Here is a 14826-nt window from a genome sequence, read left to right on the forward strand (position 1 = left end):
TGAAGCTGTCAAAGAAGCAATCGATGTCCCTTCGGTAAAGCGTTCATAGCCATGGCTTCTGCCAAGATTCTTGTTGTTGATGATGACCCTGCCATTCGGAACCTGGTCTACCGGTTTCTCTCTAAGCAAGACTATGAGATGGAATCTGCCGAAGACGGAAAGAGTGCTCGGGCAGCCTTTGACCAGTTCAATCCAGACCTGGTGATTCTGGATGTGAATCTGCCCGATGCTAACGGGTATGACATTTGCCAAGAACTCCAGGCCCGCACGGGAGTCTTTGTGTTGTTACTCACCAGCCGCAGTGACGAGGCCGACAAGATTCGTGGCTTCAACCAAGGGGCAGACGACTATCTGACCAAGCCCTTTAGCTTGGGGGAGCTGGAGGTGCGAGTGGGCGCAATCCTCAAGCGCCAGCGCCCGGTAACCATGGCCGAACAACAACGCCTCATCTTTAATAAGCTGGCCATCGACCCTGTGCGTCGTGAAGTGGCCATCGACAATGAAATGATTGCCTTAACGGCCCTAGAGTTCGATCTGCTGCACTTCCTAGCCAGCCATCCAGGTCGAGTTTGGCGGCGAGCAGAGCTAATCCAAAAGGTGTGGGACTACGAATACGTGGGTGACCAGCGAGTAGTGGATGTTCACATCGGTCAAATTCGCAAAAAAATTGAGCTGGATATTGCCCAACCCGCCATGATTCAGACGGTGCGAGGGGTAGGGTATAAGTTCGAGCCACCCCAAGCTTCAATGGATGATGCCCCACTTTGAAACCCTTTCGTTAGGGGAGTGGGGGGGGTGGCAGAGAGTTTTGAATTTTGAGTTTTGAATTGATCCCGTAGGGTGCATAACGCTAAGGCGTGGCTTCGCCCACGCGAAGCAATGCACCGCAGAGATGCCGCCCCCAATGCAAGATGGTGCCGTAGGGGCGCGGAAACCGCGCCCAATGCAGGACGTGACAGCAAGGTGGGGTGTTGAGGCGATCAATCCCGTAGGGGCGGGTTTGGCTCGTGTCTACTGGGAAATCCCAAATGGGAGGCTCAAAACCCGCCCTGCCCAGTTTCCTAAAAGCCAGACCAGGATCCCTCCCTGCGCTCGGAATGACAGGCTTCCCTCTGTTTCTTCCATGCATTACCCAACCCCAAATGTTGGGTCTGTTGCTCCGGAGGGGAAATTTTGGGTTTTGAATTAAATATCCCGTAGGGGCGCGGTTTCCGCGCCCAATGCAGGGTTTGACAGAGATTGTAAGGGCTGTAGGGACGGTTTTAGCTCGGATCTATGGGGAAATCCCGAGATGATCGCCCAAAACGCGCCCTACCCAGTGCCGAAAAATCCAGGATTGAGGTTAATTCCGTAGGGGCGCGGGGCCTCGCGCCCTCTGTAGGGGCAATCTCTGGTGGTGGCCCAGTGATGGTCTAAAGGGTTTCTAGCTCATCGGCCCGCAGGTGGGCCTTAAAGGGCTTTTTCGCGCCTTCAACCGTAAACTCAACCAATACGGGAAAGTTGGGGCTGATGGGACGGCCCTGCCAATCAGATAGCACCTTAATCACCGTTCCCTCTAACCCTTTGCCATCAAAGGGTTCATTGCGATGGAGGGGATAGTGATAAAAGACAACGGTTTCCTTAATACGAACGCGATCGCCCACTTTCATAAACCAATTAACCTTTGCTTGATCCGCCAAGATGGTTAAGAATCCTTGCAGGTAATCCTGGGGATCCCAGTCTCCTGAAGAGCCTTACCATCTTTGCATAGTTTGTGCAGAGCCTTTAGAGGCGTAATCCTTGGTCTTTTAGGGTTGCATCAATCCAGGCCAAGTCCCTATCCGTGAGGGGCGGCAACGGATCCTGCTGGTAGTCAATGAAGTAGTCGTAGCCCGAGTGCTCGTGTACCTTCTAATAGCGAATTGACGCCAATGACCTCGTAGACCCGTTTCTCGATGTCAACTTGGTATTTGGGGAGCAATTGGGGCGTGAGCACATCGGCCAGGGCTACGATCAGGCGATTGTGCACCGTAGACCAGCGATCGGGGTGTTCCAGATAGGGATTCATGCCCGGAAAAGGGGAAGCCATTGTGCCACCTAGCACGGTATTGCTTTAATTCTAGGGGCTGCGCTAGGAACTACTGTCCCCTCACCCAATCACGGACAATTGCGGCGGTAGCGGGGGCCAAAAATACCCCGTTGCGGTAATGCCCCGTGGCCAGCAGGACATTGGTAAACCCCGCTAAGGGCTCAATCACCGGAGCGGCGCGACCCTGTGGCCGGGGGCGCAGGCCGTGCCAGGTTTCCAGAATTTCGGCCTGAGCCAAGGCGGGGCAATAGGCGATCGCCCTCTGCCATAGGGCTTGCAACAGATCCGAGTCTGGCTCTAGGGCCATCCCCTCCTCGGGGGGAAACTCCACCGTCGCCGCCACCCCGTACTCACCGCCGCCCAGGGGCACCAAATGCACGTCATCCCCATTAATCACAGGCTGAAACTGGGGGTCGCCCAGGGGGCTGGTGACCCGCACCCGCATTCCCTGCCCCAAAACTGGTCCCAAGGGAAGGGGTTGAGCCAGCATCGCCGTCAGCGCCCCAGTGCCTAACCCCGCCGTCAGCACCACCCGATCCGCTGCATAGGTCTCTCGCAGTGTCGTGACCGCCTGGACACAACGCTCTCCGAGCGACCTTTGGTCATCGCAATTCTGGTCCCATCCCAGTTCAAACCCCGTTACCGCTTCTTGGAATCGGCAGGTGACGCCGTTGCCCGCCGCCGCCTGCACTAACGCTTGGGTCAGGGCCTTGGGGGCAATCTGGCGATCGCAGGGGGAGTAGATCCCCGCCGCTATCTGGTCCGGGGCGAGATGGGGACAGGCCGCAGCTACCTGCTCCGGCTTCCAAATTTCTAAGGGCCACCCCTGAAGCTCACGGATAGCTTGGAGCGATTCCCAGCGTGGTAGCACTGCCCGGTCAAAACACACACTCAGTATCCCCTGGGCATTATAGGGAACGGAAAACCCCAGGGCCGCCAACTCCGGCAACAGGGTGTGGTAGCGGCGTAGGCTAGCCTCCCGCAGCCGCCAGTTACGCCCCTTCACCTTCTGGCTACAGACCCCCATCAAAATGCCGAGGGCAGCCCCCGTGGCCCCATGGCCCGGAAGCTGGCCATCCATCAGTGTCACCGTCAGGTCGGGGCAACGGCTGAGTTCGTAAGCCACCATGGCCCCAACGACACCGCAGCCCACGACGATGATTCGCGTCCGTTGACTCATGCCTCCCCAGTCGGGCTCGGGACGAGCTGTAAGAAGGCATCGAAATCATCCAGGGCAAGGCGGTACTGGGTGCCTGCTACCACTTGGTTGTATTCCGCCGCCGCCGCATCCAGGCGTTCTAGATGGACGGCGAGGCTCTCCGCTAGAGTCTTGGCCTGGGACGCATCCTGGGGCAGCAGTCGCGCTGTCACCCGGCCCAGACGTGCTCGCAGTTCTCCTAGCGGACCATGGATAAAGGAGCGGATGTTTACCCAGTCTTTGTTCTGGATGTAGTCCTCTAGTTCCGGGAAGCGATCGCGCAGGGTGATCACACCGGCATTGAAACTCTGAATTTGGGCAATCGTGTCGGGAGTGTAGGTGGGAACCTGGGTGACACTGGGGCCACCACAGCTCACCAATACGGTGGCGATCACCGCCAGCAACAGCCCCAAAATGGGCCGATACCGTACGATCATTGTTTTAATCCTCCTAAATCAGGATGTTAACTGACACACCCTAACCGGCGTTTTGGGATGCCAGGGGCCAAAGGGTAGGCCGTGTTGTATTTTACCGTTCTCCCCCGAGGCGGCGAGGGCCACCGGCGGACAAGGCACAATGGAAGATGACCCATTCAGTCTGTATCCCTATCCTGCCTGTTGCGATCGCATGTTGCCCAAAGCTGACCTTCTCAAAGCCGTTGACCATAAAGATGCCCTTACCCGATTGCTAGACCAGGCGGACCAAGCCATTCGGACCTGGGAAGTAGTCGTGACAGATTTCCTGTCGCCGCCAGAACTGGTGGAGGCCCAGTCCCTATTTCAGCGGCTGACAGAGGTGCAGTTTATTGCCAGTGGCGGCTATCCCCAGGCAGAGCGCCAACGGGGCGCGATCGCCCGTGCCGAACTGCCCCTTGACCCTAGCCAAATTCCCCTAACCCTAGTGGACATTGCAGGCAACTTTCTCTTCGACACCGCCACCCACCGCGACTTTCTCGGGGCGTTGCTGGGAACAGGTTTAGTCCGGGAAAAGGTAGGCGACATCATTGTGCTGGGGGAGCGGGGAGCCCAGGCCATTATGGTGCCGGAACTCGTGGACTTTTTGACCCTGAGCCTGACCCAGGTCCGTTCTGTGCCCGTCAAGACCCGCCCCATTGATTGGCAGGAACTGCGAGTACGGGAGCCCAAGAAAAAAGAACTGACCACCGTGGAAGCTTCCCTGCGCCTAGATGCGGTGGCCTCTGCTGGATTTGGCATGTCCCGCAGCAAAATGGTGGACCTGATCAGCGCCGGAGATGTGCGGGTGAACTGGAAATCCATTGACCAATCTAGCCACACCCTCCATAGCGGCGATCTGGTGGCGATTCGCGGCAAGGGTCGCCTGGAAATCGGCGAAGTCGTGGTGACGAAAAAGCAGCGCTACCGAGTCAACCTCACGCGATACCTGTAGCTCCGCGAATTAGGGGTTTCATTTACCCGTTCTCCTGCCATCGTGACGAATAGTGGGGACATGTCACTGGATAGGGCGGGTTGTGAGCAATCATCTCGCAATTTCCCACTAGGATCCGAGCTAAACCCGCTCCTCCTCCCCCACTCCCTGGCAGGGCGAGCACCGCTCGCCCCTACCGCGCTCCCCCACTCCCCAAGCCGGGTCACCCGGCGACAGCAGGGCGGGTTTTGAGCCTCCCATCCTGAATTACTCGGTACATCCGAGCCAAACCCGCCCCTACGGTGACATTCTGCATTGGGCGCGGAAACCGCGCCCCTACCTCCACACCCGATCACGGGTCACCTCAATCCTGGATTACCCGGCACTGGGTAGGGCGGGTTTTGAGCCTCCCATTTGGGATTCCCCAGTAGACACGAGCCAAACCCGCCCCTACAGGATTTACCCCAATACCCCAATACCCCATCACCCCATCACCCCAATACCCCCCCACCCCCATCACCCCATCCACCCCCATTCCCACTACCCTGAAGGAATAGCCTATTTCCTGAAATTGCAGAGCACCACAGAACTATGGGGCTTTCTAAACCAGCATCTTCTTCCCTCGAAACCAATCCCGCTGCGCCTGATGCCCCAGTCTACCAAGACGGTTTTGTAGACCGGGTATTTATCTGGCTCTTTAGTCGCAAGATGTCCCGCGCCCTAGGCCAAAGCACTAACCTCCAGGGCTACGACGGCTTTGTGGATTTGTCCAAGAAAATCATGCAGGGACGTAATGCCCAGGAACAGCAGGCTCTGGTGGCAATCGTATTGAAGTCTCTGGTGCCGAGCCCGGTTCTATGGCTGATTCGCACGGTGTTTTCCCCAACTCGACTGGTGTGTGAACTCAATGCTTGGTTTGCCGCCCGTCTGTTTGAGTGGCTGGTTGGTCCCTGTGAGGTGACGGCGGTGGAGGTGCCGGGGCAGACTAGCCAGCGAACCCAGCGCAGCGGGGTCCATATTGAACGGTGTCGTTACCTAGAGCAGAGCCGTTGTGTGGGCATGTGCATTAACATGTGCAAGCTGCCGACCCAAGACTTTTTTACCCAGGAATTTGGCATTCCCCTGACCATGACGCCTAACTTCGAGGATTTTAGCTGCGAAATGGTCTTCGGCCAGCCCCCACCCCCGTTGGAAACGGAGGATGCTTACCACCAGCCCTGCTTGGCTCAGCAGTGTGATCTTGCCACCCCCAAAGCCTCAGTCTGTCCTCGGGTTCGTTAGGCCGTACTCCAGAATCTACTGATCAACTCCATCGGCAGGAGCACCAGTCGAGATCGCGGGTAGTGTCACTGTGACCCGTGTGCCTTCAGCCGCTGAAGAGGTGATGTGTAGCGTTCCCCCATGGGCTTCCACGATGCGGCGGGTAATGGCTAGCCCGAGACCATTGCCCGTGGGCTTGGTGGTAAAGAAGGGCTGGGTTAGCTTCGGCAAAATCTCTGGGGGTATGGGGTCGCCGCCGTTACGGATACAAATCTGGACCTGATGGGGCGATAAGGGCGTCACGGTGCAGGTAATGGACTCCCCTTGGAGTACTGCTTCCCAGGCATTGTTGAGGAGGTTTATAAAGACCTGGGTAAGCTTGTCACGATCGCCCTGCACCATAGTGGGTTTCGTCAGTCCCTGCCATTGGATCCGATGATCCGCTGCTAGGGGATGCTCGCCAAAATTTTGGGTCAGGGTTGCGAGGAGATGGGTGAGGTTGAGGGTTTCTAACTCTAAAACGGACTCACGGGCATAAAGCAGAATCTCATTTAATAATCGCTGGAGACGCTCCGATTCCTCTAGGGCAAAGGTGAGGCGGCGGTGCGATCGCGGGGGCAGATCCAAAGACTGGCAGGATTTGAGCCCCATCAGCACTGTGGTTAGGGGATTTCGCACCTCATGGACAATCATGGCGGCCAATTCCCCAACTTCCGCAAGGCGAGCTTGGGTCTGCTCTACCTGTTTGCGTTCGGTAATATCTCGCGCTAGAGCCAGCAGGAGGGGTCGCCCCTGCATGTCAATACGCCCCAGTCGAACTTCTACTGGAAAGCTGCTGCCATCTTTGCGGACGTGGATGCCCTCGCGGGTGGTCGGGTGCCCAATGGCCAATTGCCAAAATTGCTCCAAGTCCGCTGGGGAGACAGCTTGCTGCACATTGGTGACGGAGAGGGTCAGCAGTTCTTCTCGGGTGTAGCCGAGGGTTTCGCACGCCTGTTGGTTTACATCCACAAACTTGCCGCCGGGGGCAACGACGAACAGGGCGTCGGTGGCCTGCTCTACCAGCAGCCGAAAGCGGGCTTCGCTTTCCCTCAGGGCTTGCTCAGTGCGATCGCGCTCTTCGATCGCCGCCGTCACTTGGTCTACCATTTCTTCAAAGGCGATCGCCACATCCCCCAGCTCATCGGAGCGTTGCTGCTGAGGCACAGACTCAAAAAGTAGCGATCGCGCATCCTGATTCTGGCGAATGGTGCGTCCCGCCAACATCAGATCTCGGCGCAGGGCTAGGACTGGAGCAATCACCATAGGCTCTAGCACCACTAGCGTCGCCCCCGTCACAAAAAGGGAAATAATCACCACTAACCCAGCAATACGGCCAATGAAGGCGTAGAATTCGCGACCTACCCAGGTGGCATCATGGCGAATTACCACCTGATATGCGCCCTCTAGGGGCGACATTTCCCACAGGGCATCATAGCGCTGGGTGCGGCGATGGTAGCGATCGCTGCGCCCAGTTGCGATGTCTGGGGTCATCAATTCCGGTGGTTCCCCAAAGGTTCCCACCAATTCCGCCCCCGACGGCCCGTTAGCAGATCCCGTCAGCCGATAGAGGGCACCCCCCAAAATCACCGGATCCTGCTGGATGATCTCCATCCGCCTGAGTAAATCCTCTGGAGGAATGGTGTGGGGCTCCACCTCCACTAGCAATCCCGTAGCTTGGGCTGCCGACAGTGCCTTGAGATAGCCCAGCAGTTCTCGCTCCCGCCGTAGTACTGAGGGCACCAAAATGATGGCCTCGATGGCCACAATGCTTAAAAAGACCCACAAGGCAATGCGTCGAGAGAGTCGGGCTTGCCAAACATCGGGCGACAGCCGTAGCGGATTTCCCACAGGTCTAAACCTTGGCGTAGAACAGAGAAGTGGACCTATTCTAATCCTGGAGTTTTGGCACACTTCGCCCAGGTGGCCTATCAATACCCCTGTCTCCCTTTGCCATCCTGACTACTGGGCTCCTTTTATGCTCATCGGCAATGGCCTGTCGCTATGTATCTATTCGATCTATGAGACGGAAATGGGCGATCGCGGCAATTTCCGTTAGGGCTCGCTGATATTCCGTCTCCGGGGAATTCTGTAACCGGGTTTCCAGGGCGGTGAAGATGCAATGGCCCCCTTGGACTGGTCCCTGACCATCCCACCTGTGGGATTTCACCGCAATGATGAAGGGAAAGCCAAATTTCTCTCGATAGGCCCGATTTAGATTGTGGAGTCGGGCCTGGTCGGCAGCGGACAACTGGGTTAGCCCCCGACTGGTCTGCTCTGCAACGGAGTCCACCGCCATGACTTGACGACTGCCCAGCTCGGGATGGGCGCGGATCAGGAGCAATTGGCGATCGCGATTCCATCCCTGTACTACCGCCACCATGGCTTGGTGCAGCGCCTCCACCGTAGTAAAGGGCCGCTGGGGCCAGACCGCCACCGCCACCTCTGGCGTATCCTCAAACACTGTTCCCAATGCGGCAACAAAAGGTCTCCGCTCCATCCGATTCAACTGCTCTAGGGAATAGGCCATCATGACCGCATCATCCACCCCGTGTGCATACTCCAAGCCCCCTATCTGGCAACTATCCCAACCCCTTAGGCACCCGGATCCTTTTTAATGTGCAACTCTTGTGGGGCAGGCATCTTGCCTGACCGTAGACAACCGAGACGGCTATCCCACGTTATTGGATCGCTAACTCCTTAATTCATACCAATTCCTGGATATGTCCTAGCCAAAACAGGATGCCAGATAGGCTCTAACTACCCCGGTAGGTGCTGTAGGACCAAGGGGATACCAGTAAAGGCACATGGTAGTGGGCAGTAACATCCGCAATGGTGAAGCGGAGGGGCACCCACCCCAGAAAGGGGGGATCGGGGAGGTCTAGGGGCTGAGTGGCAAAATAGCTTTGCACATCAAAGAGCAACTCATAGACGCCGAGGATAAAATCCTCCCCCTCCAGTAGCGGCGCATCAGTGCGACCATCGGCGTTGGTGCGCGTGGTCGTCATCAGGCTTTTGACATCCCCGGCAGGCGCTAGGTACCAAAGCTCTAGGGCCATGTAAGCGGCGGGGTGACCTTGGGCCGTGTCCAAAACATGGGTCGTAAGTTTTCCGGTCATAGGGTGGGGAGTGGGGTGGTGGGGTGGACTATCCCCAAGGCAAGATTATGCAACAGCAGATCGAAAACTTGGCAATTGCCCTTCAGCGTAGCCTGAATAGCCATACCTGAATCGCTATATCGATGTCCTAACCTTCCTCAACGATCGCTACAAGGTGTTAGGGGACACGGTTAACCGTCGGAAGTTTACGAGTTATGTTGTCTGCTCCCTCACACTCAAGAACGGGTTCCTGAACCATCAGGCATAGGTAATCAGGCATGGAGAGAACTTTAGTATTGTCGGAAAGAGAGGGAGGGCTCTAAGCTAGAGGCGGCAATAACGCTGCCAGACATTCGCTGCCAGACATTCGCTGCCAGACATTCGCTGCCAGACATTCGCTGTAAGAGATTCGCTGTAAGACATTGGCCATGGTGACGGGAATGAGGCAAAGATTCTTCAGGACGACATTGGGATCGGTGCTGCTGCTCTTGGGACTAGGAGGATCGCTATCGGTTCGAGCACAGACACCCCCCGAGACGGCGTTACCCCTACCTCGGAATCCGGATGCCACGGTGACCTGTGAGGTGTTGATTGTGGGCGGGGGGCTAGCGGGAACCGCCACCGCCTATGAGAGCCTCAAGGCGGGGCGCACCGTTTGCCTGACGGAGCTGACGGATTGGCTGGGGGGACAGATTTCCTCTCAGGGGACGACGGCTTTGGATGAGTCGCGGCGGCAGCGCCAGCTTTTGTTCTATGCCCAGGGCTATCTGGCCCTGCGCGATCGCGTTCGTGCCTACTACGGTGGTCGGCAAAATCCGGGGGACTGCTGGGTCAGTGCCGCCTGTTTTTTGCCGGAGGATGCCCACACCATGCTTTCAGAAATGCTGGCGGAGGCGGCTCGAGCTGGAGGCGGTGAGTTGAAGTGGTTCCCCAATACGGTGCCCAAGGATCTCACCTACAATGCCGACGGCAGCCAGGTAGCCAGCTTGGTGGCTGTGCAGCATCGCCCCGCGCCAGGAACACCGCCCCTGAATACCGAGCCCCTCTCTATGGTGATTGAGGATGCTTATGAGTACAGCGATTCCCCTCGGCTTCAGAAAACCATCATTCAGTTTGTGCCCACCGAGGCCACCGCTGGTCCCGCCGACTGGTACGTGGTAGAGGCCACGGAAACGGGGGAGCTGATTGCCCTGGCCCAATTGCCCTATCGCTTGGGCTTGGATGCCCGATCACCCTTAGATCCCTCCTCTCCCGTCACCAGCAACGATGCCTACTGTACCCAGGGCTTCACCTACACCTTTGCTATGGAGAAGATGGCAGAACCCCAGCCCCAGATTGTGCCGGAGTTCTACCCCCAATACGAGCCCTACTTTAGCTACGAGAATCCGCGTCAGGGGTTTGCCCCCGAGGATTACTACGACTTTGTGTTTACCTACCGTCGCCTCTGGGCTGTGCAGCCCCGACGAGCAGAGCGTATTGCTGGGGTAGGCCGTCCCCAGCCTGGTGATATCTCTATGCAGAACTGGACCTGGGGCAATGATTACCGCCCCGGCACTGCCCAGGACAATCTGATCTATACCCCAGAACAACTCCGTCAGGATGGACAACTGGCTCCCGGTGGTTGGCGCGGGGGACTACGAACGGAGGCCCTGCGTCGGGGGGAGGAAAATGCGATCGCATATTACTACTGGCTGACCACCGGCACCACCGATTCTCAACTGGGGGAAGGCTTTAAGGTGCCCAATCCCAACAGCCGGTTTCTGAGGGGCTTTGATGCCCCCATGGGCACTGCCCACGGGTTATCCAAGTACCCCTACATTCGCGAAGGTCGGCGGATTATTGGGCGTCCCAGCCCCGGCTATACCGATGGCTTTACTATCCATGAGGTGGACTTCTCTTGGGCTGACTTCCGGCGAGAGCAGTACCGAGAAACCCTCTCGGAGTCAGATTACCTCGCTCTCTGGCGAGAACTGGCGGGGCTGAGCGTCATCGATACGATTTTGAACCGCACCCCCCCAGAAGAAATTCAGCGGCGGACGCGATCGCGCATTTACCCCGACTCCGTAGGCATTGCCCAATATGCCATCGACTTCCACCCCTGCATGGCCGAATCTCCCCCCGAAGCTCCCGGCAATATCGAGCGTCCCGGCGTCCGCAAAGCCCACGGTCAAGCCTACCCGGCCCAGATTCCCCTGCGGGCGATGATTCCCCAGCGCTTAGACAACATGCTGGTGGCCAGCAAAAGCATCGCCGCCAGCACCATTGCCGCCGCCGCCTATCGGGTCCATTCCTTTGAATGGTCCGTGGGGGCCGCAGCAGGCACCACTATTGACTTTGCCCTGCGCCAAGGAATTTTCCCCTACGAACTAGTGGATAACCTCCCCAGTCAGGAGCCCCTATTGGAAGTTCTACAGCAGGAGTTGATCCGTAATGGCAACCCCATTGCCTTCCCCGAAACCTCCATCTTCAATGAGAGCTGGGATGACTGGCGTCCCTGGTAATCCTGTAATCGGGGTATCAACGTAAGCCGGGACAATATTGGGACAAAGGAACTCAGGAGTTAGGAGTCAGTACTCTCCTAGCTCCTGAATTCTTGGCCTGAATTCTTGGCTACTGACTCCTCCCCAGGAGATTGGTCCCACTTTGAGTTAACACCCTGTAATTGCCCACTACATTACAAGGATCCGGGTTCCTCAGCGGGCTCCGGCGAGGGCGGGCTGGCGTTGGGGTTGCACTTGGACTTCACCATTGGCATCCACATCAAGGGTGACGGTGTCCCCCGGTTGAATGTCGCTGCGGAGGATGGCTTCCGCGAGGCCATCCTCCACGAGGCGAGAGATGGCACGGCGCATGGGGCGGGCACCGTAGCGGATATCGTAGCCCTCCTGAATGAGGCGCTCTTTGAAAGCCTCGGTGAGGCTGACCTGAATCTGCCGCTCCGCTAGTCGTTGGTTGACCTGCACTAGGAGTAAGTCCGCCACCTCCATCACCTCCGAGCGCGTGAGCTGCCGGAAGACGATGATTTCGTCCAGACGGTTCAGCAGTTCAGGGCGGAAGAATTGCTTCATTTCCTCCTGCACCAGATTGCGGATGTTCTGGTACTGGCTGGTAGCCGCGTCATTTTCCGAGGTGTCGAAGCCGAGACCGCCGCCGCCCTTTTCAATCACCCGCGAACCAATATTAGAGGTCATGATGATCAGTGTGTTTTTGAAGCTGACGGTGCGACCTTTGGCGTCCGTCAGGCGACCATCCTCCAGCAGTTGCAGAAGAATATTGAAGACATCGGGGTGGGCCTTTTCGATTTCGTCCATGAGCACGACGGCGTAGGGTTTACGGCGCACTGCCTCCGTCAGTTGCCCTCCTTCTTCATAGCCCACGAATCCGGGAGGGGAACCCAGCAGTTTGGCCACCGTATGAGGTTCCATGAATTCCGACATATCCAGGCGAATCATGGCCTCTTCAGAACCAAAGAGGGCCATGGCTAGAGCCTTGGTTAACTCCGTTTTACCCACCCCGGTGGGGCCGGAGAAGATCAGGCTGGCGATGGGCCGATCGGGGCTGGAGAGATTCACGCGGGACCGACGAATGGCTCGGGACACCGCCATTACCGCCTCGTTCTGACCAATGACGCGCTCGTGTAGGGTGTCCTCTAGGTGAAGGAGTTGAGCGGCTTCGGACTCCGTCATGCGGGTGACGGGAACACCAGTCCAGGAGGCGACAATCTCGGCGATGTCGTCTTCCCCTACTAGGGGCAGGCGACGGGCGTGCTTAGAGTCGGCGTCCCCCTGTCCGGCGGTGATTTCTTCTAGAAGCTGCTGGCGCTGTTCCTGCAATGTCCCAGCGGCGGGAAAGTCTTGGCGAAGCACTGCGCCTTCTAAATCCTGGTTGACTTGGCGAAAGGCTTGCTTGAGTTCGCGGGAGGGGTAGTTGAGCTGGTGGCGCAGCTTTACCCGCGACCCTGCTTCATCAATGAGGTCGATGGCTTTGTCTGGCAGGTGGCGGTCGCTGATGTAACGGTCTGAGAGTTGAGCCGCTGCAGTAAGGGCATCATCCTCCAAGACAATCTGGTGGAACTGTTCGTAGCGGCTGCGCAGACCCTGGAGAATCTCGATGGTTTCTGTAACTGAGGGGGGATTGATCCGCACGGATTGGAAGCGGCGCTCTAAGGCGGCGTCTCGCTCGATGTACTTGCGGAACTCATCCAGGGTGGTGGCCCCAATGCACTGAAGTTCTCCTCGCGCTAGGGCGGGCTTGAGCAGGTTGGCAGCATCGGTGCCACCCTCTAGGGAACCGGCCCCCACTAGGGTATGGAGTTCGTCGATGGCGAGGATGATGGAGCGGTCTTCTCGCACTTCCTTAATGACTTGGGTAATGCGTTCTTCAAAGTCGCCCCGGAAGCGAGTACCGGACAATAGCAGCCCCATGTCGAGGCTGAGGATGCGTTTGCCAAAGAGTTCGGGGGGCACGTCTTGGTTGACGATACGTTGGGCTAGTCCCTCTGCGATCGCAGTTTTCCCCACCCCCGGCTCTCCCACGAGGACGGGGTTATTCTTGGTGCGACGACCGAGGATTTGCACCACCCGCTCAATTTCCAGAGCACGACCGATGACGGGGTCTAACTTGCCCGCCGCCGCTAGGGCAGTGATGTCGGTACTAAATTCCGCCAGTACACTGGACCGCTTCTTCTTCCCATCCTGGCGCTCGAAGCGGTCTACCCCCGCTGGCACCGCCGCCACTTCCCCCAGTTCCTGGATAAGGCGAGTTCTCAGCTTGGTAGGGGGGACGCCCAAATTTTCGATCACTCGGTAGGCGACACTTTCATCGCTCTGAGTCAAACTGAGGAGCAAATGCTCAGGGCCAATGTAATCGGCATCCAACTTGCGAGCCTCTTGAAAGGCTTGCTCGAAGACCTGCTTCACCTTGGGGGTAAAGGGCACTTCCACCGGGGGATTACCGCTGCCTCGTCCAATAATGGCTTCTACTTCCTGACGGGCACTTTCCAGGGTGATGCCTAAGTCCGCTAGAACGCTGGCGGCTTGGCTGTTGCCCTGTTTGAGGATGCCCAAGAGCAGTTGCTCGGTGCCGACAAAATTATGCTGCAATCGTCGGGCCTCTTCTTGGGCCTTCATAATTACAGCGATCGCAGTGTTGGTGAAGTGCTCAAACATAAGACCCACGGTAGTTGTGTGTGCGAGGACGGTGCCACAGCGACCCCCTTGGCACGGATCCACAAGGACAATAGCCCTGCTTCCGTGACGAACGTTCTCACCTCTGTAAAGAAACTGTACAAACAATTCTTCCGTGTTGGCAGTACGGAGAGCCGAATAAAACGGCCTATTGCTGACCTTTCTCGATTTTCTGAGAGGCGTTTACACATCGTAACATTGTTTGCTACGGTGTATGGACTTTGGTTAAGTCTTAGGGTAAGGGCTGACGAAGGGCTGACGGCTGATCCTGAATCCCCCAGTCCCAGTTTCCTAGCAGATACTCGTTGGAGGTTGATATGTTCCAGGCTACCCATATCCTCGTATCGCGCTCACGGCGCATCCCCGTCATAGTCACGTCCGGGACCGAACGCTCCCAAATCTATACCCAGCAAGAGTGGGAGCAAGAAAAGCCCCCTGCCTTTGAACTGCACTCCAAGCTCGGCATGTTTTGCCGAGGAATTCAGGTACTGGGCTATCGTCTAGAACCCGTCGAGGAGGCTGTTGCCCAAGACATGGCGGAGGTTACGGTAGGGGGTCGTTGAGGAGTGGGGGTGTGATGGGGTGGGGGGG

The 14826-nt window shown here is 57.4% G+C and carries 14 protein-coding genes; 5 read left to right on the top strand and 9 right to left on the bottom strand.

The annotated features are described in order from the left end of the window. Positions 1-51: 51 nt before the first annotated feature. A complete protein-coding gene (locus tag LEP6406_RS0209510) occupies positions 52-768 on the top strand; it encodes a response regulator transcription factor (RefSeq protein ID WP_008309809.1) in 717 nt (238 codons plus the stop codon). 644 nt (positions 769-1412) lie between these two features. Here LEP6406_RS0209510 and LEP6406_RS0209515 read toward each other — a convergent pair. The 5 genes from LEP6406_RS0209515 to psbQ form a co-directional block, all read right to left on the bottom strand. Further along, positions 1413-1679, bottom strand: a complete 267-nt coding sequence (locus LEP6406_RS0209515; protein ID WP_315874572.1) for a ferredoxin-thioredoxin reductase variable chain — start codon at positions 1677-1679, stop codon at positions 1413-1415. An 85-nt stretch (positions 1680-1764) separates the two neighbouring features. Beyond that, a complete protein-coding gene (locus tag LEP6406_RS35600) occupies positions 1765-1857 on the bottom strand; it encodes a hypothetical protein (RefSeq protein WP_155834804.1) in 93 nt (30 codons plus the stop codon). Further along, a complete protein-coding gene (locus LEP6406_RS0209520; RefSeq protein ID WP_008309813.1) occupies positions 1853-2068 on the bottom strand; it encodes a DUF4058 family protein in 216 nt (71 codons plus the stop codon). The genes LEP6406_RS35600 and LEP6406_RS0209520 overlap by 5 nt, the downstream gene beginning before the upstream one ends. A 49-nt stretch (positions 2069-2117) precedes the next feature. Continuing rightward, positions 2118-3248 (bottom strand): NAD(P)/FAD-dependent oxidoreductase, encoded by a 1131-nt coding sequence (locus LEP6406_RS0209525; protein WP_008309815.1) that lies wholly within the window; start codon positions 3246-3248, stop codon positions 2118-2120. After that, the gene (gene psbQ / locus LEP6406_RS0209530) at positions 3245-3703 is read right to left on the bottom strand and encodes a photosystem II protein PsbQ (RefSeq protein WP_008309816.1); all 459 of its coding nucleotides are present in this window, start codon (positions 3701-3703) and stop codon (positions 3245-3247) included. Before psbQ ends, LEP6406_RS0209525 begins: the two co-directional genes overlap by 4 nt. Positions 3704-3842: 139 nt before the next feature. Between psbQ and LEP6406_RS0209535 the strand changes: the two genes are divergently transcribed. Further along, a complete protein-coding gene (locus LEP6406_RS0209535; protein WP_008309818.1) occupies positions 3843-4673 on the top strand; it encodes a photosystem II electron transport protein, Sll1252 family in 831 nt (276 codons plus the stop codon). Between the two features lie 570 nt (positions 4674-5243). Further along, positions 5244-5933, top strand: coding sequence for a DUF4033 domain-containing protein (locus tag LEP6406_RS0209545; RefSeq protein ID WP_008311533.1), 690 nt, complete (start codon positions 5244-5246; stop codon positions 5931-5933). Between the two features lie 15 nt (positions 5934-5948). Here LEP6406_RS0209545 and LEP6406_RS0209550 read toward each other — a convergent pair whose 3' ends face one another. The 3 genes from LEP6406_RS0209550 to uraH form a co-directional block, all read right to left on the bottom strand. Further along, a complete protein-coding gene (locus LEP6406_RS0209550) occupies positions 5949-7802 on the bottom strand; it encodes a PAS domain S-box protein (RefSeq protein WP_008311532.1) in 1854 nt (617 codons plus the stop codon). Between the two features lie 151 nt (positions 7803-7953). Further along, complete coding sequence (uraD, locus tag LEP6406_RS0209555; protein ID WP_225886476.1) at positions 7954-8517, bottom strand: 2-oxo-4-hydroxy-4-carboxy-5-ureidoimidazoline decarboxylase; 564 nt, start codon at positions 8515-8517, stop codon at positions 7954-7956. A 190-nt stretch (positions 8518-8707) separates the two neighbouring features. Then, positions 8708-9070 (bottom strand): hydroxyisourate hydrolase, encoded by a 363-nt coding sequence (gene uraH, locus LEP6406_RS0209560; RefSeq protein ID WP_008311530.1) that lies wholly within the window; start codon positions 9068-9070, stop codon positions 8708-8710. 419 nt (positions 9071-9489) lie between these two features. Between uraH and LEP6406_RS0209570 the strand changes: the two genes are divergently transcribed. Then, positions 9490-11550: an FAD-dependent oxidoreductase gene (locus tag LEP6406_RS0209570; protein WP_027269002.1), complete on the top strand. Its 2061-nt coding sequence runs from the start codon at positions 9490-9492 to the stop codon at positions 11548-11550. A 192-nt stretch (positions 11551-11742) separates the two neighbouring features. Here the strand turns inward: LEP6406_RS0209570 and LEP6406_RS0209575 are convergent, their stop codons facing one another. Then, a complete protein-coding gene (locus tag LEP6406_RS0209575) occupies positions 11743-14217 on the bottom strand; it encodes an ATP-dependent Clp protease ATP-binding subunit (protein ID WP_008311528.1) in 2475 nt (824 codons plus the stop codon). 335 nt (positions 14218-14552) lie between these two features. Here LEP6406_RS0209575 and LEP6406_RS0209580 point away from each other — a divergent pair, with 335 nt between their 5' ends. Further along, positions 14553-14798, top strand: coding sequence for a hypothetical protein (locus tag LEP6406_RS0209580; protein WP_008311527.1), 246 nt, complete (start codon positions 14553-14555; stop codon positions 14796-14798). Positions 14799-14826: the final 28 nt, after the last annotated feature.

Origin of the sequence: Leptolyngbya sp. PCC 6406 (assembly GCF_000332095.2) — a bacterium.
Classification (GTDB): Bacteria; Cyanobacteriota; Cyanobacteriia; order Phormidesmidales; family Phormidesmidaceae; genus PCC-6406.